At 60.4% G+C, this 24,305-nt stretch carries 23 protein-coding genes; 16 read left to right on the top strand and 7 right to left on the bottom strand.

From position 1 onward, the window contains the following. Positions 1 to 493 precede the first annotated feature (493 nt). The 5 genes from V8N38_RS24255 (at position 494) to fetB (ending at position 3,991) form a co-directional block, all read left to right on the top strand. Positions 494 to 907, top strand: coding sequence for a hypothetical protein (locus V8N38_RS24255; RefSeq protein ID WP_038871468.1), 414 nt, complete (start codon positions 494 to 496; stop codon positions 905 to 907). 29 nt (positions 908 to 936) lie between these two features. After that, on the top strand, positions 937 to 2,037 hold the full coding sequence (locus tag V8N38_RS24250; RefSeq protein ID WP_244951341.1) for an FKBP-type peptidyl-prolyl cis-trans isomerase N-terminal domain-containing protein: 1,101 nt from the start codon (positions 937 to 939) through the stop codon (positions 2,035 to 2,037). A 38-nt stretch (positions 2,038 to 2,075) separates the two neighbouring features. Then, positions 2,076 to 2,363 (top strand): FaeA/PapI family transcriptional regulator, encoded by a 288-nt coding sequence (locus V8N38_RS24245; protein ID WP_070913853.1) that lies wholly within the window; start codon positions 2,076 to 2,078, stop codon positions 2,361 to 2,363. Between the two features lie 190 nt (positions 2,364 to 2,553). After that, the gene (fetA, locus tag V8N38_RS24240; RefSeq protein WP_047729658.1) at positions 2,554 to 3,231 is read left to right on the top strand and encodes an iron efflux ABC transporter ATP-binding subunit FetA; all 678 of its coding nucleotides are present in this window, start codon (positions 2,554 to 2,556) and stop codon (positions 3,229 to 3,231) included. Next, positions 3,218 to 3,991 carry an iron efflux ABC transporter permease subunit FetB gene (gene fetB, locus V8N38_RS24235; protein WP_147840520.1) on the top strand — a complete coding sequence of 258 codons (774 nt, stop codon included), beginning with the start codon at positions 3,218 to 3,220 and terminating at the stop codon, positions 3,989 to 3,991. Before fetA ends, fetB begins: the two co-directional genes overlap by 14 nt. Before the next feature lie 35 nt (positions 3,992 to 4,026). Here the strand turns inward: fetB and V8N38_RS24230 are convergent, their stop codons facing one another. Genes V8N38_RS24230 through V8N38_RS24220 form a run of 3 tightly spaced genes read right to left on the bottom strand, consistent with a single transcriptional unit; the run spans position 4,027 to position 6,627 of the window. Then, positions 4,027 to 4,863, bottom strand: a complete 837-nt coding sequence (locus V8N38_RS24230; protein ID WP_147840519.1) for a TIM barrel protein — start codon at positions 4,861 to 4,863, stop codon at positions 4,027 to 4,029. A 32-nt stretch (positions 4,864 to 4,895) separates the two neighbouring features. Next, complete coding sequence (locus V8N38_RS24225) at positions 4,896 to 6,338, bottom strand: sugar porter family MFS transporter (RefSeq protein ID WP_049202853.1); 1,443 nt, start codon at positions 6,336 to 6,338, stop codon at positions 4,896 to 4,898. Beyond that, positions 6,322 to 6,627, bottom strand: a complete 306-nt coding sequence (locus V8N38_RS24220; RefSeq protein ID WP_147840518.1) for a hypothetical protein — start codon at positions 6,625 to 6,627, stop codon at positions 6,322 to 6,324. The genes V8N38_RS24225 and V8N38_RS24220 overlap by 17 nt, the downstream gene beginning before the upstream one ends. 267 nt (positions 6,628 to 6,894) lie before the next feature. Here V8N38_RS24220 and V8N38_RS24215 point away from each other — a divergent pair, with 267 nt between their 5' ends. The 4 genes from V8N38_RS24215 (at position 6,895) to V8N38_RS24200 (ending at position 10,096) form a co-directional block, all read left to right on the top strand. Next, positions 6,895 to 8,400 (top strand): CoA-acylating methylmalonate-semialdehyde dehydrogenase, encoded by a 1,506-nt coding sequence (locus tag V8N38_RS24215; RefSeq protein WP_049202852.1) that lies wholly within the window; start codon positions 6,895 to 6,897, stop codon positions 8,398 to 8,400. A 77-nt stretch (positions 8,401 to 8,477) separates the two neighbouring features. Continuing rightward, complete coding sequence (iolB, locus tag V8N38_RS24210; RefSeq protein WP_049202850.1) at positions 8,478 to 9,299, top strand: 5-deoxy-glucuronate isomerase; 822 nt, start codon at positions 8,478 to 8,480, stop codon at positions 9,297 to 9,299. Positions 9,300 to 9,473: 174 nt separating this feature from the next. After that, the gene (locus tag V8N38_RS24205) at positions 9,474 to 9,743 is read left to right on the top strand and encodes a hypothetical protein (protein WP_004930864.1); all 270 of its coding nucleotides are present in this window, start codon (positions 9,474 to 9,476) and stop codon (positions 9,741 to 9,743) included. Positions 9,744 to 9,757: 14 nt separating this feature from the next. After that, positions 9,758 to 10,096, top strand: a complete 339-nt coding sequence (locus tag V8N38_RS24200; protein WP_049202849.1) for a type II toxin-antitoxin system RelE/ParE family toxin — start codon at positions 9,758 to 9,760, stop codon at positions 10,094 to 10,096. 41 nt (positions 10,097 to 10,137) lie between these two features. Here V8N38_RS24200 and V8N38_RS24195 read toward each other — a convergent pair whose 3' ends face one another. Both V8N38_RS24195 and V8N38_RS24190 read right to left on the bottom strand, forming a co-directional pair. Beyond that, the gene (locus tag V8N38_RS24195) at positions 10,138 to 10,974 is read right to left on the bottom strand and encodes a MurR/RpiR family transcriptional regulator (RefSeq protein WP_004930856.1); all 837 of its coding nucleotides are present in this window, start codon (positions 10,972 to 10,974) and stop codon (positions 10,138 to 10,140) included. A 203-nt stretch (positions 10,975 to 11,177) separates the two neighbouring features. After that, entirely contained in the window at positions 11,178 to 13,109 is a 1,932-nt protein-coding gene (locus V8N38_RS24190) for a bifunctional 5-dehydro-2-deoxygluconokinase/5-dehydro-2-deoxyphosphogluconate aldolase (protein WP_060441404.1), read from the bottom strand. A gap of 545 nt (positions 13,110 to 13,654) precedes the next feature. Here V8N38_RS24190 and iolD point away from each other — a divergent pair. The 4 genes from iolD to iolE are packed head-to-tail and all read left to right on the top strand — an operon-like array spanning position 13,655 to position 18,525. Beyond that, positions 13,655 to 15,595, top strand: a complete 1,941-nt coding sequence (iolD, locus tag V8N38_RS24185; protein ID WP_147840517.1) for a 3D-(3,5/4)-trihydroxycyclohexane-1,2-dione acylhydrolase (decyclizing) — start codon at positions 13,655 to 13,657, stop codon at positions 15,593 to 15,595. 35 nt (positions 15,596 to 15,630) lie between these two features. Next, positions 15,631 to 16,644 (top strand): Gfo/Idh/MocA family protein, encoded by a 1,014-nt coding sequence (locus V8N38_RS24180; protein ID WP_038871433.1) that lies wholly within the window; start codon positions 15,631 to 15,633, stop codon positions 16,642 to 16,644. 40 nt (positions 16,645 to 16,684) lie between these two features. Continuing rightward, positions 16,685 to 17,569 carry a sugar phosphate isomerase/epimerase family protein gene (locus V8N38_RS24175; protein WP_004930845.1) on the top strand — a complete coding sequence of 295 codons (885 nt, stop codon included), beginning with the start codon at positions 16,685 to 16,687 and terminating at the stop codon, positions 17,567 to 17,569. A 59-nt stretch (positions 17,570 to 17,628) separates the two neighbouring features. Next, positions 17,629 to 18,525, top strand: a complete 897-nt coding sequence (iolE, locus tag V8N38_RS24170) for a myo-inosose-2 dehydratase (protein ID WP_019455194.1) — start codon at positions 17,629 to 17,631, stop codon at positions 18,523 to 18,525. A gap of 58 nt (positions 18,526 to 18,583) precedes the next feature. Here the strand turns inward: iolE and V8N38_RS24165 are convergent, their stop codons facing one another. Together V8N38_RS24165 and V8N38_RS24160 are read right to left on the bottom strand one after the other, a co-directional pair. Further along, positions 18,584 to 19,765: a P1 family peptidase gene (locus V8N38_RS24165; RefSeq protein WP_147840516.1), complete on the bottom strand. Its 1,182-nt coding sequence runs from the start codon at positions 19,763 to 19,765 to the stop codon at positions 18,584 to 18,586. After that, positions 19,758 to 20,273: a GNAT family N-acetyltransferase gene (locus tag V8N38_RS24160; protein ID WP_060441401.1), complete on the bottom strand. Its 516-nt coding sequence runs from the start codon at positions 20,271 to 20,273 to the stop codon at positions 19,758 to 19,760. Before V8N38_RS24160 ends, V8N38_RS24165 begins: the two co-directional genes overlap by 8 nt. A 389-nt stretch (positions 20,274 to 20,662) precedes the next feature. Here V8N38_RS24160 and V8N38_RS24155 point away from each other — a divergent pair, with 389 nt between their 5' ends. From V8N38_RS24155 to gntT, 3 genes are all read left to right on the top strand, one after another. Further along, positions 20,663 to 21,358, top strand: a complete 696-nt coding sequence (locus V8N38_RS24155; RefSeq protein WP_038873615.1) for a pirin family protein — start codon at positions 20,663 to 20,665, stop codon at positions 21,356 to 21,358. A 290-nt stretch (positions 21,359 to 21,648) separates the two neighbouring features. Next, entirely contained in the window at positions 21,649 to 22,644 is a 996-nt protein-coding gene (gntR, locus tag V8N38_RS24150; RefSeq protein WP_084827088.1) for a gluconate operon transcriptional repressor GntR, read from the top strand. Positions 22,645 to 22,984: 340 nt separating this feature from the next. Continuing rightward, the gene (gene gntT, locus V8N38_RS24145) at positions 22,985 to 24,301 is read left to right on the top strand and encodes a gluconate transporter (RefSeq protein WP_033636339.1); all 1,317 of its coding nucleotides are present in this window, start codon (positions 22,985 to 22,987) and stop codon (positions 24,299 to 24,301) included. The last annotated feature ends 4 nt before the right edge of the window (positions 24,302 to 24,305 follow it).

Here is a 24,305-nt window from a genome sequence, read left to right as displayed (position 1 = left end):
TATTAAATTAAGTCAAATTCAGAATATAAAACCAAAAGGAAAAAGAAATATATTTGCTTTAAAATCAATAGATCGTATACAAATATTATCCAGTATAAATCACTATATAAATAACGATATGCGAGATATTAGATCGGGGGAAATAGGGGTGCACCTACAATTCACAATATTGTTTTGCTAATATCGCCCTTAGGCAGCAGATGATGCATTTCTCTTTAGAAACAAAATATAAAACATAATTCATTGTTTTTATTGTTGTTTCATGGTTTTCTGTTCACGAGTGATTGGGTTTCTTATTCGCGTTTAACCCGCGTTTAGATCTGATTAATTAACAATTGAATAACAATTACACCGGTAGTGAATTATTCTATCGCATTGCGGTATAGGGATTTTTCGCTGTCTAACCCCTTTTGATTAATCAAATTAAGGCATGTGCCGCTGCCGTTCGCCACATAATGATGACCTAAGTGACAATTAAAGGATTATAAACGGAATGATAACGATGATTAATGCTTGCGGCGGACGCCGCAAGGTGGGATTGGCTATATTTTTGCTGTCTTTTATGGTGCTATCGGGCTGTGCGGACGGTAGCAAGACAAAACTGAATTCTGTGAAAAAACTTTCACAGAACAATCCTAATGATAAATCCGATGAACAACGCATCGCGCTTTGCCAACAACGGGTTAATTCGTTAAAAAATATTAATCCACAAAGTTACCAAAAGCGCATTGCCTATTTTAACGGCCTGCTTTCCAACGCCTCGGGATATGCCGGGGTGCGCGGCAACGTGGATGAGAGTACCCGTAAAGCGATTGATGCTCTTTATCAATATAAAACCGAGAAATTCTGCGCCGACGTCGAGCATGAGCTGATGTCCGATCTGTCCAGCCGGGTTGAGAATCTGTAGCCATGAAGCGATGCGCGCAAGGATGGGCGATGGGCTTTTTGCTGTTGGCGGCGAACGGGGCCGCTTGCGCCGCCGACGACGGCATTCCCGCCCTGTTGAAGTTCGCTGAACAACGGCAGGCGCCGCCGGCCGCGCTCGGGGAAGACGCCGCGCGTAAACCGGCACCCGCACCGGCCGCCAAATCGGCTGCCATCGCCGGGGCAGACGGCGTTCGTTTAACTTCACTGAAGCAGTCTTTGCAACAGCAGGCGGAGAAAATTCGTCAGTTGGAGCGGCAGTTAGCGGCGGCTCAGGCCGCGGCGGCGCCGAAACGGGAGCGGGCCGTCGTCGACATTCGGCCGCTGGCCGATGCCCTGAAGGGATTGCGGCAAGCCGTTGCGCCGGTGCCTGAGGTGGGCGCACTGGCCGCTTCGCTCACGCAGGCCGAACAGCGCAGCGCAAGGTTGGCGGCGCAGTTGGCGCAGCAGCAGCAGCGGATCGACACCTTGCTGGCCGAGCGGCAGCAGGCCACCGAACCGCCCTTGCTGGCCAGCGAGGCGGACCAACAGGCGTATGCCGCCGGCGTGTCTCTGGGGCGCGACATTGTGCATTTGCAGCAGGAGAACCGGCGCGCGGGGCTGGAGGCGGACAGCCGGCTGCTGCTGGCCGGCATCGCCGATACTCTGGCCGGGCGGTTGCGGCTGGATGAGGCCGCCATCGACAGCGCGTTGCGCACGGCGCAGCAGCGGTTGCAGCAGACACAGGCTCCTCCGCGGGACGACAAAGCCTATCTGGCCGATTTCGCCCGTCAGGAGGGCGTCAAGCAGGATGCGCTCGGTTTCTACTACCGGGTGGACTATGCCGGCAATGGGGCGATTGGTGCCGACGATCGGGTGGATATCGTGGTGCGCGAAAGCCTGGTCGACGGCCGGGTGGTCAAAGATATGGAGTTGGCAGGGACGGTGATCTCTCAGCCGTTGACGCGCTATCCGCCGCTGTTTCGCGCCGCTATCGAGAAGCTGCAGCGCCACGGCTCGATCACGCTGGTGGTGCCGCCGGCGCTGGCGTACGGCAAGCAGGGCAGCCCGCCGGCAATCCCCCCGGATGCCACCATGATTTATACCCTGCGCATCGCTGACGTGCAGCCGTGAGCGGGGGAGCTCAGCAGTAACCACTCAGGAGGAATGCTATGGCCAAGGCGCCGAAAACGTTTGAAAGCAGAAAATCGCTGATGCTGAATGTGTTGCAAGGATTGTGCAGAGAGCGTGTCGAAGGGTCAGGGGGCCATCATCCCCCGCCGGAGCAGTGGCCGAAGACGCGCGAGCTGGCGGATAAATGCGGTGAAAACATTTATACCACCCGAACCCTGCTGCTGGCGCTGGAAAAGGAGGGCAAGGTCCACTGCACCCACCGCAGCATCAACAATTCTCTACGCTGGTACAGCGGCGACGAACAGGCAGCGATAAAAAAAGAGTGATTCGACCCTGGCGGTCGCTTTTGACTATCTCTACAGCTAATCATTAATTAATCTTATCATTTGGCGGGGCGTTTTGCTCCGCCAATCCTCCTCTCTGCTCTCTGCCATCCGCGCAGGCATTGCTAAGATGTTTTTTGCGGCCATATACTTATCGCTCAGACGGGAACAGGTGTAGGGAGCCGGCATCGTAATGAAGGAAAAGAAAGACATACTGAGATTGGATGATATTCATTATCAAATAGACAACCAGGTGATCCTGGACTCCGTCTCTTTCACGCTGGGTGAGGGCGAGTTCAAACTGATCACCGGGCCTTCCGGCTGCGGGAAAAGCACGCTGCTGAAAATCATCTCTTCCTTAATGGATCCGACCCGCGGGAGCCTCTATTTCGACGGCCAGGCGATCGCCGAGATGTCGCCTGAGGCGTATCGCAAGCAGGTTTCTTACTGCTTCCAGACGCCGGCGCTGTTCGGCAATACGGTTTACGACAATCTGGCGCTGCCCTATCAGATCCGTCAACAGTCGCCGGATGAACGAAAAATGAAGGCCGATCTAACGCGTTTCGGGCTGCCGGAGGCGATGCTGACCAAAAGCATCAATGAGCTGTCCGGCGGGGAGAAGCAGCGCGTGTCCCTGATCCGCAACCTGCAGTTTATGCCCCGGGTGCTGCTGCTCGATGAGATCACCAGCGCGCTGGACGAGGAAAACAAACGCAACGTCAATGAGATAGTGCATCAGCTGGTGGCGGAGCACCGGCTGGCGGTGCTGTGGGTGACGCACGATACCGAAGAGATAGCGCATGCGGATGAGGTGATCACCCTGCGCGCGCACGGCGCCGAGCAACAGGAGCAACAGCATGAATCAGCATAACATCACCAACGAATCCTTAGGCTTGTCGATGATCCTGGTGGTGGTCGCCATCCTGATCAGCCACCGGGAAAAGCTGGCGCTGGAAAAGGACATTATCTGGAGCATCTGCCGCGCGGTGGTGCAGCTGATCATCGTCGGCTACGTGCTGAAGTACATTTTCGACCTGGATAACGCGCTGCTTACCGTGTTGATGGTGCTGTTCATCTGCTTTAACGCGGCCTACAACGCCAAGAAACGCAGCAAGTACGTCGAACACGCGTTCGTGACGTCGTTTATCGCCATCACCACCGGCGCGGTGCTGACGCTGGCGGTACTGGTCTTGACCGGTTCCATCGAATTTACGCCGATGCAGGTGATCCCCATCTCCGGGATGATCGCCGGTAACGCCATGGTGGCGGTGGGGCTGTGCTACACCAACCTCGGCCAGCGTTTCAAAAGCGAACAGCAGAAGATTCAGGAGATGCTCAGCCTGGGGGCGACGCCCAAGTTCGCTTCGGCGGCGCTGATCCGCGACAGCATCCGCGCTTCGCTGATCCCGACCGTGGACTCGGCGAAAACCGTTGGGCTGGTTAGCCTGCCGGGCATGATGTCCGGGCTGATCTTCGCCGGCATCGACCCGGTGAAAGCGATCAAATACCAGATTATGGTGACCTTCATGCTGCTTTCTACCGCCAGCCTGTCGACCATCATCGCCTGCTATCTGACCTACCGTAAGTTTTACAACGAGCGCCACCAGCTGGTGGTCGGCAACCTGAAGTAACGCCATGAAAAACGGCCTCCGCGGAGGCCGTTTTTTTACCCTTGCAGCAGGGCAATGCTGTGGCGGATTTCCCGTTCGATATCCGCCTCGCTCCAGCTGTCCAGCTGCGAAGAGAAGGGCTCGAAGGCATAGACGCCGGTGTAGCCCAGGCGTTCCAGGTTCTGCACCTGGCGGCGGCTCTCCAGCCGATCGCCCTCGCTCAGCATGATGCGCTCTTCGTCTCTCAGCGCGCCTTTATCCCGCCCGTCTTCCACGCCGGACAGATGCACCAGGCCGATCTGCGCCACCTGGATTTGCGCATCGAAGTCGGCCTGCGTCACATCGCTCAGGTAGTGGTGGAAAGTATCGAGCACGATGCGGTACGGCGCGCCCGAATCGCGGATGAGCGCCTGAGTCAGCAGCGACGATCGCAGCGAACTGATGCCGAAGCCCAGTGGCTCGACGTACCCCTGCACGCCATAGCGGGCAAACAGCGGCGCCAGCAACCGCAACGCCGCGAGGGTGTCGTCGCGTTTTTGCTGCTCGCTGCGCTTGTCATCAGCGCTGCAGTGCGGGCACAGCACCAGCGCCCGGCTGTGGATGGCCTGCGCCTGCGCTAGCAACGCTTCGGCGCGCTGCAGCAGCGCCGCCGGGTCGTCTACCCGATTGAACATGCCAAGGGCGTTGATCGTGACGATCTCGATGCCGTATTGCGCGGCGAGCGCGTTGAGCTGCGCGTCGCTCAGATCGTCAGTTACCTTGCCGCTGGGCATGTCGTTGCGTAGCTCAACTTTGCTGAGCCCGCAGCGTTTCACCAGGCGGAAAAAACTGTCCAGATCGAGATTCGGCGCGATCTTGCGGTTAATGCAGAAGCGGTCCAGCGCAAGTATCATGAGGCATTACTCCAGCGGTCAGGGTTGAGAGATCAGGATTTGCCGTTTTCCAGCGGCAGCGGCTTGCCGTCGGGCAGGGGGTGGCGGTGGCGTTTGGCCAGCACCACCTGCTCCATTTTTTCCAGCGAGACGCCTTTGGTTTCCGGAATGTAGCGGCCGATGAACCAGTAGCTGAACAGGCAGCAGGCGGCGAAGATCCACATCGGGAAGGCGCCGTGGAAATGCGAGAACAGATACGGGTGGTCGTTGATCATCGGGAACGACTGCGACACTGCGAAGTTGGCGACCCACATGCAGCCGACGGCGATGCTCATCCCCTGCGCGCGCATGCGGTTCGGGAAGATTTCCGACACCAGCACCCAGGCGCCGACGCCCCAGGACAGCGCATAAAACACCATGAAGAACAGCATGCCGAACAGCGCGAAATAGCCGGTTGCCTGGGTGTAGAGCGCGTACGAGGTGAGCAGCAGGCCGGCGATGGCGCCCAGCGTGCCATAACGCATCAAGGGAATGCGGCCCATGCGATCCATCAACATGGCGCCGATGACCGAACCGACCAGCTGCAGCACGCCGATCCAGATGGTCTGAAACAGCGCTTCCTGCGCGTTTTCGGTCACGGTTTTCAGCACCACCGGCGCGTAATACATCATTACGTTGACGCCAGTCACCTGTTGCAACATGGCGATCATGCAGCCGACGAACAGGATGAAACGTACCCGCACATCGCCGTAGTTCAGCTTCCGGTGCTGCTGCTGTTGATCCTGCTGCAGCGAGTCTTTGATTTCTTTCAGCAGATTCTGCGCGTGGGCGGCGTTGGAGACCTTGGTCAACATCGCCAGCGCCTGATCGTCGCGCCCCATCATTACGTTCCAGCGCGGCGATTCAGGAATGACGAACACCAGGATGCAGAACAGAATGCAGGGGATTACGCCCGAGGCGAACATCCAGCGCCAGCCCATTTCCACCAGCCAGGCTTCGCTGGCGAGGCTGGCGATTTTGAAGTTGACGTAGAAAATCACGATCTGACCGAAGACGATGGCGAACTGCTGCATGCTGAGCGCGCGCCCGCGCATGTCTTTTGGCGACACTTCCGACATGTACATCGGCGACACGGTGGCGGCAATGCCGACCGCCAGCCCGCCGATGATGCGGTAGATGACGAACCAGGTGAAGGTCGGGGCCAAGGCCGCGCCCACGGCGGACACGGTGAACAACAGCGCCGCCAGCATCAGCGCCTTTTTACGGCCCCAGCGCGCCGCCAGCGGCCCGGCGGCGAAGGCGCCGACCACGCAGCCGATCACCACGTTGGAGACCGCCCAACCGGTTTCGGCCGGGCTGAGACTGAAATAGGTTTTCAACGCTTCGATCGCGCCGGAGATCACGGCGGTATCGTAGCCGAACAGAATGCCGCCCAGGGCGGCGATGCCGCAAATTCGCAATATGTAGCCGGTATTGTGCTTACGCTGATATGACATGTGTTGCTCCGATTTTTATCCTGGCTTCCGTCCGCACGGTTGGGGTGTCGGGAAGAGGGCGAGCGGAAGGGTGTGAACCGTGCCTGTCATCAAGGCGATGTCGTCGATAAATGCTGGAACAAACAAGAACATTTATTTCATAATTAGTGAATAATGGAATATTGATTTTTAGATCCAGTTCAAAAAAAACCGTCGCGAGCGATTCGGGCACCTTGGGCGAACGGGGGCTGGCGGTAACGACGACAGGGCAGGCATAGCGCGGGTTTTCTGTAGCAAAGTCAGTGTGCATTACCCCGGATTTCTTCTCCGCCGTTGCGCTTTCCCTGGCACGGTAATGAAAGCGCCAACCGGATCGACACCGCAAAATTGCGACCTCACGCACTAAAAATAAATTTTCCAAAACAATTTATTTGAAACTTTTTTTTCAATGAAATAGAGTTTGCTGCATCCGGTCAGGATTTAGCCGGCTTGCCGACGGGGTTTGGCGAGCGGGATGATTAACGCCGCGCCGCCGGCGAGTGGCCAGGCGACAGCGGACTTGAAAAGAGGGCGTGACATGAAAACCGTGGGTAACTTTATTGGCGGGCAGGTGTGCCTGAGCAGCAGTAATCAAACCGTTGACGTGCACAACCCGGCCAGCGGGCAGGTTGAGCGGCGCGTCACGCAGAGCACCGCTGCCGAAGTCAAACAGGCCATCGACGTGGCCCATCGGGCGTTTGCCGACTGGTCGCGCACCACGCCGCTGCGCCGCGCGCGCATCATGTTCAATTTCAAGGCGCTGCTGGAACAGCACCGCGACGAGCTGGCCGAGCTTATCGTCAGCGAGCACGGCAAAGTGTACTCGGATGCGCTGGGCGAACTGACGCGCGGCATGGAAGTGGTCGAATTCGCCTGCGGCATCCCGCATCTGATCAAGGGCGAGTATTCGCCGGACGTCGGCAGCGGCGTCGACAGCTTCTCGCTGATGCAGCCGCTGGGCGTGGTGGCGGGCATTACCCCGTTCAACTTCCCGGCGATGGTGCCGATGTGGATGTTCCCTATCGCGCTGGCCTGCGGCAACACCTTCATCCTCAAGCCGCCGGCGCTGGTGCCTTCCGCCTCGGTGCGCCTGGCGGAGCTGCTGAAAGAAGCCGGCCTGCCGGACGGCGTGTTCAACGTGGTGCACTGCGCCAATGAAGACGCGGCGCAGCTGTGCACCGATCCGCGCATTCAGGCGGTGAGCTTCGTCGGCTCCTCCACCGTGGCGGAACATATCTACACCACCGCCAGTGCGCACGGCAAGCGGGTGCAGGCCTTCGGGGCGGCGAAGAACCAGGCGATCGTCATGCCGGACGCCGATCTGGACGCCACGGTTAACGCGCTGATGGGCGGCGCGTTCGGCTCCGCCGGCGAGCGCTGCATGGCGTTGCCGATCGCCGTGGTGGTCGGTGACGATACCGCCGACAAACTGATCGCCAAATTGAAGCCGCTGATCGCGCAGCTGCGCGTCGGGCCGGGCTTGCAGCAGGGCGGCGAAGAGAATGAAATGGGGCCGCTGGTGTCGTCCGCCCACCAGAAGAAGGTGCTGGGCTACATCGATCTGGGCGTGGAAGAAGGCGCGACCCTGGTGGCCGACGGCCGCAATTATCAGGTGCCGGGCTATCCTGAAGGCTACTACGTCGGCGGCACGCTGTTCGACCATGTGAAACCGAACATGCGCATCTACCGTGAAGAGATCTTCGGGCCGGTGCTGGGCATCGTGCGGGTGCCGGACTACCGTACCGCCATCGACACGGTGAACGGCCACGAGTTCGGCAACGGCAGCGCCATCTTTACCGGCAGCGGCCACTACGCGCGCCAGTTCGTGCAAGAAGTGCAGGCCGGGATGGTCGGCGTCAACGTGCCGGTGCCGGTGCCGATGGCGTTCCACAGCTTCGGCGGCTGGAAGCGCTCGGTGTTCGGCGCGCTGAACGTGCACGGCACCGACGGCGTGCGCTTCTACACGCGCATGAAGACCGCCACCGCGCGCTGGCCGGCCGGGCAGCAGACGGTGTCCGAATTCAGCATGCCGACGCTGGGTTAAGCGCTGTCATATTCAGGCCAGGCCGTTGCTCCTTCGGGGCAGCGGCCTTTGCACGAATCATTAACAGGAGAATCGAGATGTCTTCACTGCTTGCCAAATGTCAGACGCCGAACGCCGAAGGGCGCATCCAGCACGTGACGCCGGAAAATGCCGGTTGGCGCTATGTCGGCTTTGACGTTTATCGCCTGGCCGCCGGGCAGTCGCTTCAGCTTGAGTGCGGCGATAAGGAGCTGTGCCTGGTGCTGGTGGCCGGTATCGCCTCCGTCGCCACGCTGCGCGCCGAGTACCCGCATATCGGCAAGCGCATGAGCCCGTTCGAGCGCACGCCGCCTTACGCGGTGTATGTGCCGCATCACGATCGCATCGACGTGCGGGCAGAAACCGATCTGGAACTGGCGGTGTGCAGCGCGCCCGGCAGCGGCCACCTGCCCTCACGGCTGATCACGCCGGCGGATATCGGCGTGGAGCGGCGCGGCAAGGGGCGTAACCAGCGGTTGGTGCACAACATTCTGCCGGACAGCGAGCCGGCCGACAGCCTGCTGGTGGTGGAGGTTTACACCGACGAGGGCAACACCAGTTCCTACCCGAGCCACAAGCACGATCGGGAAGACTCGCCGGACGAAACCTATCTCGAAGAGACGTATTATCACCGCATTCAGCCGGAGCAGGGGTTCTGCATGCAGCGTGTCTATACCGACGATCGCACGCTCGACGAGTGCATGCCGGTCTACAATCGCGACGTGGTGAAAGTGCCGCGCGGTTATCACCCGGTGGCGACCCTGGCAGGCTACGACAACTATTATCTCAACGTGATGGCCGGGCCGGTGCGGCAGTGGAAATTCACCTGGGAAAAAGACCACGCCTGGATTAACGGCGACGCCTATCCCGCCGCGCAATAAGCGCTTGAGGCCCGGCTTGCCGGGCTTTCTTTTTATCAGGGTATAAATTTAACCTAAATTTGCCCTCCATCTTGTTCAAATGATAACCTGTCCGCACACGAGCGCTCCCCGGCTGAGTGAATCCAAAGAACCGCTGTGATACAGCGTGATTGCCTATGCGCAGGAGGAAAAACCATGACGACTACCATGTCCCAAAAAGCGGCGCGAGAAGGATTAGGTTCGCCCGATCTGTTTGAAGGCGGGGTTTACGTCACAAAAAATGGTGTTGCTGAGCTGTTTGTGCAAACGGCGGCTGAGAGAGAGGCCGAAATTCGGGAACGCAATCTGGAGCGCCAGTCCAACGCGTTGCTGAAACTGACTATGATGGCGAAGCAAGAGATTAAAAATCAGCGCGGTCTGTCGCCCGAAGAAACGTTGCAGCGGCTGCGCGACGCGCGGAAATAGGCCCGAGGTGCAGGATGCCCAAGGAAATACGTTTTACCGTCGCGCCGGCGGCGGAATGGAGCCTGAAAGACATCGAGTCTTACAAGAGCGGAACGATAGGGGCCGCCGCAGCCGGGGTGTTCGTGGACAATCTGTTGTTATCGTCCCTTGCGGCAATTGCCGACGATCCTGCCCGCTACCGCTTCAACGCCGTGCTGGCGGGCATGGGGGTACGGTTGCACGAGCGATTGGATCCCGATAGCGAATACCGCGTCATCTATGACTACGACGGCCAGACGGTGGAGATTCTGCTTTTCATCAGCATGAAGCAGGATCTGGAAAGCGCGCTCTACCGCTATTTGTTGCTGCAATAATCCCGCCGCGCCCGAGCCTGTCGGGCGCGTTCACCCCAGCCTTACTCGTCCCGGGCGTTATTCAGCGCCAGCGAGACCGCCAGCGTCTGCGCCAGGCACATCGAAGCCACCTGCGAGCGGAAGCCGTCCACCTGCGCTTCACGCACCACGAAACAGACGTCGCTGAAGGCGGCCAGCGGGCTGACCTGACTGTCGGTGATGGCGATCTGCTGCGCACCGCGCTTGGCGCCCAGTTCCACCAGTTCCACCGCTTCGCGGGCGTACGGCGAATAGCTGATGGCGATCACCACGTCCTTCGGTTTTACCATGCTCAGCTGTTCGGTGAACATGCCGCCCAGGCCGTCGATCAGAAACGCGCGGCGCTCCAGATGGCGCAGCGCATAGGTGAGGTAGGAGGCGACGCTGAACGAACGGCGCAGGCCGATCACGTAGATATTTTCGGCGTTGTTGAGCAACTCGACGGCGCGATCCAGCTGCTCGGGGGCGATCTGCATCGCCAGCTGCTGCAGCGCCTGCGCGTTGACCATGGTGAATACGTTGAGAATTTCCGCCGGTTTCTCCGGCGCGACGTTGTCGTCGGTGGAGGTTTGGCGGAACAGGCGCGCGCGTTCGGTATAGTTCACCGTCTCTTCCATCAGATGCTGACGGAATACCTGCTTCATTTCGTTGAAGCCGCTGAAGCCGAAGGCGTTGGCGAAACGGATCAGGGTAGACGGGGGGACGCTGGCCTGTGCGGCGATGGAGGCAACGGTATCGAAAGCGATGCTGTTACTGTTATCCAAAATATAGCGCGCCACCTGCTTCAAACGCTTGCTCAGCGTTTCATAACGGTGGCGAATCTCGTCCTGTAACAGCGAAAGTTGAGTTGGGTTGTTCATCCATTCGGCTCGCAGTGGGGTGAAGGCGCATTGGCCTGACGCCTGAAATATTGACAGGGTATTTTAACAGACGGAGCGGAAATTTCATTTCCTCAAAAAGCGATTTATTCGATCGCACATTGCGCGACTTCACAGAAAAGGGGCAAAAAAATCCCCTTAAAGCGGCGAAATGGCCTTAAGGGGACGTGAACTCGCGCTCGCTGTCAGTGCGCACCGCTCGCCTGCGGACGGTACTGGCGCCAGAAACCGATCAGCGTCAGGTATTTTTGTTTCACCTGCTCGATCAGGGCCGCGTCGTCGATTTCATCCTGCAGCCAGCGGCGCGAAGGCTGGCCGAAGATGGTGCGGCCGACGGCGAAACCCTTCACCCAGCGCGCATCCGCGGCGGCGGCAAAGCCCGCCTTCAGCACCGCTTCCGGGGAGTCGAGCCCCAGGATCAGCACGCCGCGGCAGAAGGGATCGTAGGTGTCGATCAGCGCACCGACCCGCCGCCAGTTTTCCGCGCTCAGCGGCGGCAGTTTCCACCAGTCCGGCTGAATGCCCAACCGGTAGAAGTGTTCAATCATCTCCAGGTAATGGCGTTCGTCCTTGTCGGGGTTGTTGTCCGGCAGGATCACCTCCAGCAGCAGCTCGTGGCCGGATTTGCAGCAGCCGCGGTAGACGTCGGCGATCAGCGCATCCTGCTCGCGGCGCAGTTCCGCCGCGTCGTGCGGGTGATAAAACACCAGGCACTTCACCACGTGCTCCTGCGGCCAGTCGATCAATTGCGAGCCGATATTGCCGTGCTCCAGGCGCAGCGGGCGCGAGCTGGGCAGCTCCACCGGCCGGCCGATCCACCATCCCTGGCCGGTGATCTCGTTCAACGCCGCCTGCCCGTAGGTGGTGTCGGCCAGAATGCCGCTGTTGCCGTTGAGCCCGGCCTGCGCGGCAGCCTGTTGCGCCGCGGTGAGCAGCAGGGTTTTCAGGCGCGGAATGCGTTCCTCGCCGACGCCGGCTTCGCGCGCCATGTCCGCCAGCTGCTTGCGGTGATCGAAGGCGAACACGCACAACTCTGGCCATTGCTGCTTGCGGGTGGTCACCCGGTGCAGGTGGTTCAGGCGTGCGTCGCGGTCCGGGCGCGTGACCTGCCGTTCGCGCAGCAGATAGTCGTCCAGCTCCCGTTTGGTCGGCATGGCCGGCGCGCAACCGTGGCGCGACACCACCAATGCGCCGCAGGCGTTGGCGTAGCGGCAGGCCTGATCCCAGCCCTCATCGTTCAGGTAGCCGCGCAGCAGGCCGGACATAAAGGCGTCGCCGGCCCCCAGCACGTTCAGCACCTCAACCCGCACGCCGGCGTGCAGCTTCACCTGCGCCCAGTCGTCGGCGATTTCGCCTTCGAACACCGAGCAACCCTGCGCGCCGCGCTTGCACACCAGCGTGGCCGCCGTGGCCCGCCGCACGTTTTTTAGCGCCGTCAGCGTGTCGGTGCTGCCGCCGGCGATGTGAAACTCCTCTTCGGTGCCGACGATCAGATCGAAATGGTGCAGCACCTCCTGTAGCTCGCGCGTGACCTGGTCCGATTCCACAAAGCGGGTTTCGCCGTCGCCCAGCGACGTCAGCCCCCACAGCACCGGGCGGTAATCGATGTCCAGGGCGGTGCGCAGACCGTGGCGGCGCGCGTATTCCAGCGCCTTCAGCACCGCGGCGCGGGTGTTCGGGTGCGACAGGTGCGTGCCGGTGATGGCCAGCGCGCGCGAGGAAGCGATGTAGGCCTCGTCGATGTCGTCCGGCGTCAGCGCCATGTCCGCGCAGTTTTCGCGGTAGAAGATCAGCGGGAAAGTTTCCTGATCCTTGATGCCGAGGATCACCAGGCCGGTTAATCGTTGCTTGTCGGTGATGAGGCAGCGGGTATCGGCCCCGACGCGCTGCAGCTCTTCACGCAGAAAGCGGCCCATGTGCTCGTCGCCGACGCGCGCCAGCATGCCGGATTTTAACCCCTGAATGGCGGTGCCGTAGGCCACGTTGCCGGAGGAGCCGCCGAGGTACTTGGCGAATGTGCCGGCGTCTTCCAGCCGCGCGCCGATCTGCTGAGCATAGAAATCGACGGCGATGCGCCCGAGACAAATGACATCAAGCTGTTTTTCTTGTGTAGCCATACCCGTTTCCTTCTGTTTAAGCAAAACTCCGGCGGCGGCCCGAGCGTGGCGCCCTGCAGGAAGCATGTGGACAGTATGGGGAATGAAAATTTCAATTTCAATATAGAATGAAATTTACACCCCAAAAATGTGATGCATTTAAAACATCGGCAAGCGGGTGGAAAAGGCGGTGAAACGGCCACGGAAGGGCGGCCAGGCGCGCGCTGAAAAGGAGTGCGAGGACAGGATAAAAGGCTGTCATCCTGAGTGCTGACGGTGGTCACCCGCCACTGCGCGGTGCGAAGTCAGCGAAGGCTGAAGCACGAGATGAAACGGGCTTTTCATGCAATATGCGATCTTTATCGCAAAATGAAATGTTTCTTCTGTAATGTGATTTTATGAAAAATATATTTGTTTATAATCGCTTCACGTTTCAGGTTGTCGACTTCGTGAGCAGCGGGCATCGCCTGCTCAAGATAATAGCTGCCGCCGCGTAACACAAACACGGGATTGTCGGCTCGGCGCGAGCACTTTCCGGGGCGGCCCTCAATCTAAAGGGTGAGTAAATGGGCAAGATCAGGCTAACCATGGCGCAGGCGCTCGTCAGATTTCTCGATAACCAGTATCTGCTGGCCGACGGCGTGGAGACCAAATTCGTCGCGGGCATTTTCGCGATTTTCGGCCACGGCAACGTGCTGGGGCTGGGGCAAGCGCTGGAACAGGATAGCGGTGAGCTGCGGGTACATCAGGGCCGCAACGAGCAGGGCATGGCCCACGCGGCGATTGGCTTCGCCAAACAGAAGCTGCGCCGGCAGATCTACGCCTGCACCTCATCGGTCGGCCCCGGCGCCGCCAACATGATCACCGCCGCGGCCACCGCTACCGCCAACCGCATTCCTTTATTGCTGCTGCCGGGCGACGTTTACGCCTCCCGCCAGCCGGATCCGGTGCTGCAGCAAATCGAGCAGCCTTACGATCTCAGCATCAGCACCAACGACGCGTTCCGCGCGGTGAGCAAATACTGGGATCGCATCGTGCGGCCGGAGCAGCTGATGAGCGCCTGCATCAACGCGATGCGCGTGCTGACCGATCCGGCGGATACCGGCGCGGTGACGCTGTGCCTGCCGCAGGACGTGCAGGGTGAAGCCTACGACTATCCCGACTATTTCTTCCAAAAACGCGTGCATCGGCTCGATCGCCGCCCGGCGACCGACGGCATGTTGGCGGACGCGCTGGCGCTGCTGACCGCCAAGCGCAAACCGCTGCTGGTGTGCGGCGGCGGCGTGAAATACTCGCAGGCCGGGCGGGCGCTGCGCGAATTTGCCGAGCGCTTCGGCATTCCGTTCGCCGAAACCCAGGCCGGCAAAGGCACGGTGCCGAGCGACCATGAATTCAACCTCGGTGGCATCGGCGAAACCGGCTGCCTGGCGGCCAACACGTTGGCCCGGCAGGCCGATCTGGTGATCGGCGTCGGCACCCGTTACACCGATTTCACCACCTCGTCCAAATGGCTGTTCCAACACCCGGACGTCAGCTTCCTCAATATCAATGTCAGCGCCTTTGACGCCGGCAAGCTCGACGGCGTGCAGGTGCTGGCGGACGCCCGCGAGGCCCTGAGCGAACTGGGTGCGCTGCTGGCGCAGGCTGACTACCGCGCCGGCTGGGGCGATGCCATCGCCGCGGCGCGCGGTGCCCAGCGTGAAGAGACCGCGCGTGTTTACGCGGTGGAATACGGCGGCGCGGGTTTTGTGCCGGAGATCGACGATCACCTCGATCGCGAGCGGGTGTTCGCCGAATTTATCGCCCAGACCGATTCCGCGCTGACCCAGAGCCGCGTGCTGGGGGTGTTGAACCGCGAGCTGCCGGCGGACAGCGTGATCGTCGCCGCCGCCGGCAGCCTGCCGGGCGATCTGCAGCGGGTGTGGCACAACCGCGGCGAGCACGGCTACCACGTGGAATACGGTTACTCCTGCATGGGGTACGAGGTGAACGCCGCGCTGGGGGTCAAGCTGGCCGAGCCGCAGCGCGAGGTGTACGCAATGGTGGGCGACGGCGCATTCATGATGCTGCATTCCGAACTGGTCACCTCGATTCAGGAAGGCTGCAAGATCAACGTGGTGCTGTTCGACAACATGACCAACGGCTGCATCAACAACCTGCAGATGGAACACGGCATGGACAGCTACACCACCGAATTCCGCTTCCGCAATCCAGAGGGCGGCAAGCTCGACGGCAAGCTGGTGCCGGTCGATTTCGCCATGCTGGCGGCGGCTTACGGCTGTAAAACCTATCGGGTCACCACCGAGCAGCAGCTGCTCGACGCGCTGGCCGACGCCCGCAGGCAAACCGTGTCCACGCTGCTGGACATCAAGGTGTTGCCGAAGACCATGGTGCACAAGTATCTCAGCTGGTGGCGCGTGGGCGGCGCTCAGGTGGCCGACAGCGAGAAAATCGTCGAAGTGGCGCGCAAGCTGCAGGAAAACATCGATAAGGCGCGCGATTACTGATTCGTTTTCATACATAAATCTCGAGGGTAGCGAAAATGACATTGAACATTGGGGTTATCGGCACCGGCGCCATCGGCCGCGATCATATCCGTCGCTGCAGCAAAGTGTTGCAGGGTGCCCGCGTGGTGGCGGTAAACGACATCAACCGCGACAACGCCGCCAAGGTGGTGAGCGATCTGCAGCTGGATGCGCGGGTGTATGACAACGGCCACGATCTGATCAAGGCCGCCGACGTGCAGGCGGTGCTGGTCACGTCCTGGGGGCCGAGCCACGAAGAGTTCGTGTTGGCGGCCATCGCCGCCGGCAAACCGGTGTTCTGCGAGAAGCCGCTGGCGGTGACCGCGCAGGGCTGCAAAAACATCGTCGATGCCGAAGCGAAACACGGCAAGCGGCTGGTGCAGGTCGGCTTTATGCGCCCCTATGACCAGGGCTATCGCGCGTTGAAACAGGTGCTGACCAGCGGCCAGATCGGCGAACCGCTGATGCTGCACTGCGCGCACCGCAACCCGACGGTCGGCGAGGCCTATACCACCGATATGGCGATCACCGACACCCTGATCCACGAAATCGACGTGCTGCGCTGGCTGCTCGATGATGACTACGTGTCGGTGCAGGTGGTGTTCCCGCGTAAGAGCCCGAAGGCGTTCCCGCACCTGAAAGATCCGCAGATTGTGCTGTTTGAAACCGCCAAGGGTACGCGCATCGACGTCGAAATCTTCGTCAACTGCCAGTACGGCTACGACATTCAGTGCGAAGTGGTGGGGGAAACCGGCATCGCCAAACTGCCGGAGCCGTCCTCGGTGCAGATGCGCAGCGGCGCCCGCCTGTCGACCGAAATCCTGACCGACTGGAAAGATCGCTTTATCGACGCCTATGACGTCGAGCTGCAGGGTTTCATCAACGACGTGGCTGCGGGCAAGCTGACCGGGCCTTCCGCCTGGGACGGCTACGCCGCCGCGGTGACCGCCGACGCCTGCGTGGCGGCCCAGCTCAGCGGCGAGATTGTGCCGGTGACCTTGCCGGCGCGCCCGGTGTTCTACAACAAATAATCGGCCTGTCCCCCATACCTACGATTGCAGAGGAGTGACCATGAAGATCGCTTTTGATGTCGACGTTATACGGGATTTGGGCGTGACCAAGATGGTGCAGCAGGTGGCGGACTGGGGCTACAAATACATCGAACAGTCGCCGCACCCGCAGATCAACCCGTTTTACAAGCATCCGAAGGCCAGCCGCGAAATCATGGCGGAGTATAAAAACGCCCTGAAAGCGACCGGCGTGGAGATCTCCTCATTTATCGTGGTGTATCGCTGGTCCGGGCCAGGGGAAGATCGCCGCCAGGCGGCGGTCAAAAACTGGCGGCGGATGATCGAAATCGCGGTGGAAATGGGCGTGCAGGTGATTAACACCGAACTGGCGGGCAACCCCAACGAACCGGAGATCTGCGAGGAGCTGTGGTATCGCTCGATGGAGGAGCTGCTGCCGATCGTCGAGCGCGAGGGTATCCGTATGGAGATCCAGTCGCACCCGTGGGACTTTTGCGAGCTGAGCAACGAAACCGCCGATCTGGTGAAATCGCTGCGCAGCGACCACGTCAAATACCTCTACAGCGTGCCGCACACCTTCTACTACGACAAGGGGCAGGGTGACGTGGCCGGCATGCTGCAGTACGCCGGGGACGATCTTTCCCACGTGCTGATCGCCGACACCATGAATCACACCAAGCATTGCCGTTATATCGTCAACCCGCCGGGCGTTGACGCCGCGGTGCATCAGCACGTCGGCATCGGCGAAGGCGAGGTGAATTTCGACGCCCTGTTCCAGACGCTGCGCGACATGGAATTTGCCAACCGCAGCTTCAAGGTCGGCGGCGAATCGATCATCTGCACCTCGCTGTTCGGCTACCCGGAAAAGATGCCGAGCCAGGCGGTGGCGACCAGAGAGCGCATCGAAAGAGAGCTGTTGGGCAAATAATCTTATTCGGCTCGCCGGCGGCGTTTGCACCGGCGGCCCTCCAAGGACCGAGGCAGACCATGAATAAAGACAACGTGAAATTGGCCATTGCGCCGATCGGCTGGACCAACGACGACATGCCCGATCTGGGCAAGGAAAACACCTTCCAGCAGTGCGTCAGCGAAATGGCGCTGGCCGGCTTCACCGGCAGCGAAGTGGGCAGCAAATACCCGCGCGATCCGGCGGTGCTGAAACCGATGCTGGATATTCGCGGCATCCAGATCTGCAACGCCTGGTTCAGCACCTTTTTCGCCGACGGCCAGAAAGACAAAACCATCGATGAATTTATCAACCACATGAATTTCCTGCATGCCATGGGCGCCAGGGTGATCGGCTGCTCCGAGCAGAGCAAGAGCATTCAGGGCACCACCAAAGGCGTGTTCGAAGAGAAGCCGTACTTCAGCGATGAAGAGTGGCAGCGCGTGGCCGACGGTTACAACGAGCTGGCGAAGATCGCCGCCGGCAAAGGCATGCAGGTGTGTCTGCACCACCACATGGGCACCGGCATTCAGACCACGGCCGAAATCGATCGCTACATGAGCATGGTCAACGACGACGTCTACCTGCTGTTCGATACCGGCCACGCCTACTATTCGGAAGGCAGCCAGCAGGCGATGATGGCGATCCTGGAGAAGTATCTGCCGCGCATCAACCACGTCCATCTGAAGGACGTGCGCGATGAGGTGGTGGCGGAAGTGAAGGCCAACAAGCTGAGCTTCCTCGACGGCGTGAAGAAGGGCACCTTCACCGTGCCGGGTGATGGCGTGATCGACTTCAGGCCGGTGTTCAAGCTGCTGGACGAGCGCGGTTACAAAGGGTGGATGGTGGTGGAGGCCGAGCAGGATCCGGCCCTGGCCAACCCGTTCGAGTATGCGGTAAAAGCGCGCCGTTATATTCGGGAAACCGCCGGCATTTAAGCGACGAGGGTTAATCATGATTAAGGGGCGCCAGCGCCCCATTTTTGGTGGCGGCGTGTTAGCCGCCGAGCGTTTGCCAGGTTGCGACCTGGCTGCCGGGCCACGGCGTGGCGGCATGTACGCCACGGGCGATCGCCCGGGCCAGGGTGTCCGCCGCCAGCGCGCCGATCTGCAGCACCGCCAGTTCGCGGCTGCCCTGAACCTCGCGCTGCCCGGTGGACAGGGCGAACACCACGTCGCCGTCAAACGGGCTGTGCAGCGGGCGGATGGCGCGCGCCATGCCGTCTTGCGCCATGATGGCCACCCGTTTCAACTCCACCCGCGTCAGCGCCAGGTCGGTGGCGATGCAGGCCAGGGTGGTGTTCTTTCTGCCGCCCTGCGGCTCTTGTTCCATCCAATCTTCGCCCTGCGCGCGCAGTTGCGCCAGCGCCGCTGCGCCGCCGTTGCCGAATTCACCGTCAATTTCATAGGGGGTCGCCCAGAAGGCGCGGGTGCCGGGTGCGACCACCGCACCCAAACTGTTGACCGCCACCAGTGCGCCGACGGTAGCGCCATTGGCGGCAATGATAGATGCCGAGCCGAGGCCGCCTTTCAGCTTACCCATGCCGGTCATGGCACCGTAGCCGGCGCCGACGGTGCCCAGCGGAAAGTCCAATCCGGCCTTGCCGACCGCATCGATGCCCAGTTGGCGATACGGCGGCGTGAGCTGCCAGTTTTTGTCGCCGCCGTTGGCCAGATCGTACAGGCAGGCGGTGGGCACGATAGGGGATACCGGCACGCCGGGGGCCGGGCGCAGCGCGTAGCCTCGGCCCTGTTGCCCCAGCCAGGCTGCGACGCCGTCCGCCGCCGCCAGGCCGTAAACCGAGCCGCCGCTGAATGTCAGCGCATCGACGGTCTGTACCAGATTGTCTTCACCCAGCGCGTCGGTTTCCCGGGTGGCGGGGCCGCCGCCGCGCACGTCCACGGCGGCGATCGCCGGGCTGTCCGGCAGGATAACCGTCGTGCCGGTACGTATCCGGCTGTCTTGCGCTACGCCGACCTTCAGGCCCGGCACATCGGTAATCAGGTTGCGGGCGCCTGGGCGCCCGGCGGCGGAAGTTGGCATAGCGGCACCTAACGGGGTGAGAGGAGAGAATATGCCGACGGCGGCGGTCAGGCCGGCCAGCGCTTGTAAAAAGGTTCGGCGGTTGATGCACAGGGGCCGGCGCAGCGGCCCCCGTGGGTGAGGGCGATTACGCATCGCCGTGCGGCTGCCCGGAGCGCAAACGCGCCATATGGTAGGCGTCGACCAATACGCCGTCGCGCATGGCATAGGCGCGGCTGGTGCCCTCTATCTCGAAACCGAATTTGCGGTACAGCGCAATGGCCGCCGGGTTGTCGGTGAACACCGTCAGCTCGATGCGCTCGATGGCCGCCCAGTTGTCGCACAGGTCTATCATCGCCTGCATCAGGCGGCTGCCAACGCCTTTGCCGTGGTAGCGAGGATCGACGCCGATGCCGAAGGTGGCCACGTGGCGGCGGCGCACGCGCTGATTCAGCATGACGGCCAGCTGGCCAGCAAGCTGCCCGTCGATGAAGGCTGCCAGGTTATGCGTGCCCGGTTCGGGATTGGCGAGGCGTTTCTGCCAGGACTCGACGGACGGTAGCGGGAGCTGCAGCGTATCGCGGTAGACGGGCGTCTGCGAATAAAGATGATGCAGGGCTTGCGCATCCGTCGTTTCCACGTGGCGTATCACGATCTCGCTCATCTCGCTGCTCCTGTTGCTTACCGGTTGAATAACCTCTGAATTTATCCGTTTACTGCCTTGAGTCAATATTATTTGAACGGGTCAAAAAAAACGCTTTACAGGTGCGAATGATAATGATTATTATTGCGATGCGTTCCGGGGAGGGCATCAACCCTTGATACTCTCGCTGCGAAGGCACGACATTGCTCACATTGCTTCCAGTGTTTACTTAGCCAGCTCGGGTGCTGGCTTTTTTTTTGCCCTTTTTCAACCGCTTCCGCCTTCAACAAATCCGTTGCCCATCAGGTGTTTCATTTCATCGAAATTTTTGAACAGAGGCATGAGTTTTTTACGCTTTCTTATTCTGCCCGCAGGACTAGACTGTAAAAAAACATTGAGGAGAGTTGAATATGATTTATGTACGTAAAGCGGAAGACCGCGGCCACGCCAATCATGGCTGGCTGGATAGCTGGCACACCTTCTCTTTTGCCGACTACTACGATCCGAACTTTATGGGGTTCTCGGCGCTGCGGGTGATCAACGAAGACGTGATCGACGCGGGGCAGGGTTTCGGTACCCACCCGCATAAAGACATGGAAATCCTGACCTACGTGCTGAGCGGCACGGTGGAACACCAGGACAGCATGGGCAACAAGGAGCAGATCCAGGCCGGCGAATTCCAGATCATGAGCGCAGGCACCGGGGTGCGTCACTCCGAGTACAACGCCAATCAGGATCGTCCGTTGCACCTGTACCAGATTTGGATCATTCCGGATCAGGTCGGGCTGGAGCCGCGCTACGAGCAGCGCATGTTCGACGCGCCGCAGGGCCGTCAGCTGGTGCTGTCGCCGGATGCGCGCGACGGTTCGCTGAAGGTGTTCCAGGATATGACGTTGTCGCGTTGGGCGCTGAATAAAGGCGAACAGGGTGAGTACCCGATCGCCGCCGGCCGCCGCATTTGGATCCAGGTGGTGCGCGGCAAGGTCTCGGTCAACGGCCAGGCCGCCGGCATCAGCGACGCATTTGCGGTGTGGGATGAATCGGCGCTGACGATCCAGGCCGACGAAGAGAGCGAAATCCTGCTGTTCGATCTGCCGCCGGTGTGATTAAGCGGTAAATTTCAAGGGCTCACGCTGTGAGCCCTTGAGGTTAACGACAAGCCTGATGACGTTGCCCGCCTGAAAGCCGGCAGCATATAAAAACAAGGAAAATCAATTTATTGATTTTCGGCTGACAATCACAAAGGGGAAAAACCACGCTTTTTCCCCTTGGTCACCGTATGAAGGGCTCACGCTGTGAGCCCTTTTTGCGTTGGCCGTCGCATAACCGACAATATCGGCCCGCCGTTTTTTTTGCTAAAATGACTGCCCATTCACGGTTAGTCAGTTCATTGATAATGAAGAAAAAACGGCCGGTACTCCAGGATGTGGCGGACAAGGTGGGCGTGACCAAGATGACGGTGAGCCGTTATCTGCGCAATCCCGACCAGGTTTCTGCCGCCCTGCAGCAAAAAATCGCCGTCGCGCTGGATGAGCTGGGCTACATCCCCAACCGCGCGCCGGACATCCTCTCCAACGCCACCAGCCGGGCGATTGGCGTGCTGTTGCCGTCGCTGACCAACCAGGTGTTCGCCGAAGTGCTGCGCGGCATCGAAAGCGTCACCGACGCGCACAACTACCAGACCATGCTGGCGCACTATGGCTACCTGCCGGAGCGTGAAGAAGAGCGTCTGACCTCGCTGCTTTCTTACAATATCGACGGCCTGATCCTGTCTGAGCGCCATCACACGCCGCGCACCCTGAAAATGATCGAGGTGGCGGGCATTCCGGTGGTGGAGCTGATGGACTGCGTCTCGCCGTGCATCGATCTGGCGGTGGGCTTCAACAACTTCGAGGCGGCGCGCCAGATGACCCAGCAGATCATCGCGCACGGCCACCGTCACGTGGTCTATTTCGGTGCCCGTCAGGATGAACGTACCCTCATCAAGCAGCAGGGGTATGAGCAGGCGATGCGCGAATCCGGCCTGGAGCCGTACAGCATCATGACCGCGCGTTCTTCCTCCTATTCCGCCGGCGGCGAGCTGCTGCGCCTGGCGCAGCGCGACTATCCGCAGATCGACAGTATCTTCTGCACCAACGATGACCTGGCGATCGGCGCGGCCTTCGAGTGCCAGCGACAGGGGCTGTCGATCCCGCAGGACATGGCGATCGCCGGTTTCCACGGCCATGATATCGGCCAGGTGATGGTGCCTAAGCTGGCCAGCGTGCTGACGCCGCGCGAACGCATGGGGCAGATCGGTGCCGAGCGCTTGCTGGCCCGGCTGCGCGGCGAAACGGTGTGCCCGCGCATGGTGGACGTCGGTTTCACCGTGATCCCCGGCGGCAGTATCTGAGCCATTTTAACGTTCTGTTTTAACACCCTTTCTTTTTGCAGCGCGCCCTGAGGCGCGCGGGTTATCCCGCCTGTAAGCCCGCCGGTCGTTGCCGGCATAAGTTTGATCTCTGTCCCAGAACGCGAATTTTAGCCGCTTACCCGGTTCCGGCGCTCATGTTGTTACCGGTATCATGATACCGGTAACAACGAGCGTGCGGTCATCTTGCTGCAAGACTGAACCTCTGAATCAACAACACCTACAGCTCTTCTTAAACACCGGGAAAGAGCCTAAAAATAAAACAACCGCACGCTTTACGCCTATCGTAAAGAGAGTCGCGATAAAAGGTTGGAGAAAAATTATGCCATTAGTGATTGTTGCAGGCGGCGTAGCGCTGCTGCTGCTGCTGATGATCCGCTTCAAGCTGAACGGCTTTATCTCTCTGGTGCTGGTTGCTCTGGCGGTCGGGATCGCACAGGGTATGCCGGTCGATAAGGTCATCGGCTCCATCAAGGCCGGCGTGGGCGGCACGTTGGGCAGCCTGGCGCTGATCATGGGCTTCGGCGCCATGCTCGGCAAACTGCTGGCGGACTGCGGCGGCGCACAGCGCATCGCCACCACGCTGATCGACAAGTTCGGCAGAAAACATATTCAATGGGCGGTGGTGCTGACCGGCTTCACCGTCGGCTTCGCGCTGTTCTACGAAGTGGGCTTCGTGCTGCTGTTGCCGCTGGTGTTCACCATCGCCGCCTCCGCGCGCATCCCGCTGCTGTACGTCGGCGTGCCGATGGCCGCCGCGCTGTCGGTGACCCACGGCTTCCTGCCGCCGCACCCGGGCCCGACGGCCATCGCCACCATCTTCCATGCCGACATGGGTAAAACCCTGTTGTACGGCACGCTGCTGGCGATCCCGACGGTGATCCTGGCCGGCCCGGTTTATGCCCGCTTCCTGAAAGGCATCGACAAGCCGGTGCCGGAAGGCCTGTACAACCCGAAAACCTTTACCGAAGCAGAGATGCCGAGCTTTGGCGTCAGCGTCGCCACGTCGCTGGTGCCGGTGATCCTGATGGCGCTGCGCGCGGTGGCTGAAATGGTGTTGCCGAAGGGCCACAGCCTGCTGCGCTTCGCCGAGTTCTTCGGCGACCCGGTGATGGCGACCCTGATCGCCGTGCTGATCGCTATCTTCACCTTCGGCCTGAACCGCGGCCGCACCATGGATGAAGTGATGGGCACCATCACCGACTCGATTAAAATCATCGCCATGATGCTGTTGATCATCGGCGGCGGCGGCGCCTTCAAACAGGTGCTGGTGGACAGCGGCGTCGAGCAGTACATCGCCGGCCTGATGGAAGGCAGCAACGTTTCGCCGATCCTGATGGCCTGGTCGATCGCCGCCGCGTTGCGTCTGGCGCTGGGTTCCGCCACCGTGGCGGCGATCACCGCCGGCGGCATCGTCGCCCCGCTGATCGCCACCACCGGCGTCAGCCCTGAGCTGATGGTGATTGCGGTCGGTTCCGGCAGCGTTATCTTCTCGCACGTTAACGATCCGGGCTTCTGGCTGTTCAAGGAGTACTTCAACCTGAGCATCATGGAAACCATCAAATCCTGGTCGGTGCTGGAAACCATCATCTCGGTGTGCGGCCTGGTGGGCTGCCTGCTGCTGGCGACGGTCGTATAATCGT

This window comes from Serratia nevei, from assembly GCF_037948395.1.
GTDB lineage: Bacteria > Pseudomonadota > Gammaproteobacteria > Enterobacterales > Enterobacteriaceae > Serratia > Serratia nevei.
Note: the sequence above shows the minus strand (reverse complement) of the source record. Positions and strands in the feature narration are given on the sequence as shown.

Bases quoted from the DNA above. Each gene is read 5' to 3' on its own strand.
- V8N38_RS24255 (WP_038871468.1), top strand. From the start codon at position 494: ATGATAACGATGATTAATGCTTGCGGCGGACGCCGCAAGGTGGGATTG.
- V8N38_RS24250 (WP_244951341.1), top strand. From the start codon at position 937: ATGGGCTTTTTGCTGTTGGCGGCGAACGGGGCCGCTTGCGCCGCCGAC.
- V8N38_RS24245 (WP_070913853.1), top strand. From the start codon at position 2,076: ATGGCCAAGGCGCCGAAAACGTTTGAAAGCAGAAAATCGCTGATGCTG.
- fetA (WP_047729658.1), top strand. From the start codon at position 2,554: ATGAAGGAAAAGAAAGACATACTGAGATTGGATGATATTCATTATCAA.
- fetB (WP_147840520.1), top strand. From the start codon at position 3,218: ATGAATCAGCATAACATCACCAACGAATCCTTAGGCTTGTCGATGATC.
- V8N38_RS24230 (WP_147840519.1), bottom strand. From the start codon at position 4,863: ATGATACTTGCGCTGGACCGCTTCTGCATTAACCGCAAGATCGCGCCG.
- V8N38_RS24225 (WP_049202853.1), bottom strand. From the start codon at position 6,338: ATGTCATATCAGCGTAAGCACAATACCGGCTACATATTGCGAATTTGC.
- V8N38_RS24220 (WP_147840518.1), bottom strand. From the start codon at position 6,627: ATGCACACTGACTTTGCTACAGAAAACCCGCGCTATGCCTGCCCTGTC.
- V8N38_RS24215 (WP_049202852.1), top strand. From the start codon at position 6,895: ATGAAAACCGTGGGTAACTTTATTGGCGGGCAGGTGTGCCTGAGCAGC.
- iolB (WP_049202850.1), top strand. From the start codon at position 8,478: ATGTCTTCACTGCTTGCCAAATGTCAGACGCCGAACGCCGAAGGGCGC.
- V8N38_RS24205 (WP_004930864.1), top strand. From the start codon at position 9,474: ATGACGACTACCATGTCCCAAAAAGCGGCGCGAGAAGGATTAGGTTCG.
- V8N38_RS24200 (WP_049202849.1), top strand. From the start codon at position 9,758: ATGCCCAAGGAAATACGTTTTACCGTCGCGCCGGCGGCGGAATGGAGC.
- V8N38_RS24195 (WP_004930856.1), bottom strand. From the start codon at position 10,974: ATGAACAACCCAACTCAACTTTCGCTGTTACAGGACGAGATTCGCCAC.
- V8N38_RS24190 (WP_060441404.1), bottom strand. From the start codon at position 13,109: ATGGCTACACAAGAAAAACAGCTTGATGTCATTTGTCTCGGGCGCATC.
- iolD (WP_147840517.1), top strand. From the start codon at position 13,655: ATGGGCAAGATCAGGCTAACCATGGCGCAGGCGCTCGTCAGATTTCTC.
- V8N38_RS24180 (WP_038871433.1), top strand. From the start codon at position 15,631: ATGACATTGAACATTGGGGTTATCGGCACCGGCGCCATCGGCCGCGAT.
- V8N38_RS24175 (WP_004930845.1), top strand. From the start codon at position 16,685: ATGAAGATCGCTTTTGATGTCGACGTTATACGGGATTTGGGCGTGACC.
- iolE (WP_019455194.1), top strand. From the start codon at position 17,629: ATGAATAAAGACAACGTGAAATTGGCCATTGCGCCGATCGGCTGGACC.
- V8N38_RS24165 (WP_147840516.1), bottom strand. From the start codon at position 19,765: ATGCGTAATCGCCCTCACCCACGGGGGCCGCTGCGCCGGCCCCTGTGC.
- V8N38_RS24160 (WP_060441401.1), bottom strand. From the start codon at position 20,273: ATGAGCGAGATCGTGATACGCCACGTGGAAACGACGGATGCGCAAGCC.
- V8N38_RS24155 (WP_038873615.1), top strand. From the start codon at position 20,663: ATGATTTATGTACGTAAAGCGGAAGACCGCGGCCACGCCAATCATGGC.
- gntR (WP_084827088.1), top strand. From the start codon at position 21,649: ATGAAGAAAAAACGGCCGGTACTCCAGGATGTGGCGGACAAGGTGGGC.
- gntT (WP_033636339.1), top strand. From the start codon at position 22,985: ATGCCATTAGTGATTGTTGCAGGCGGCGTAGCGCTGCTGCTGCTGCTG.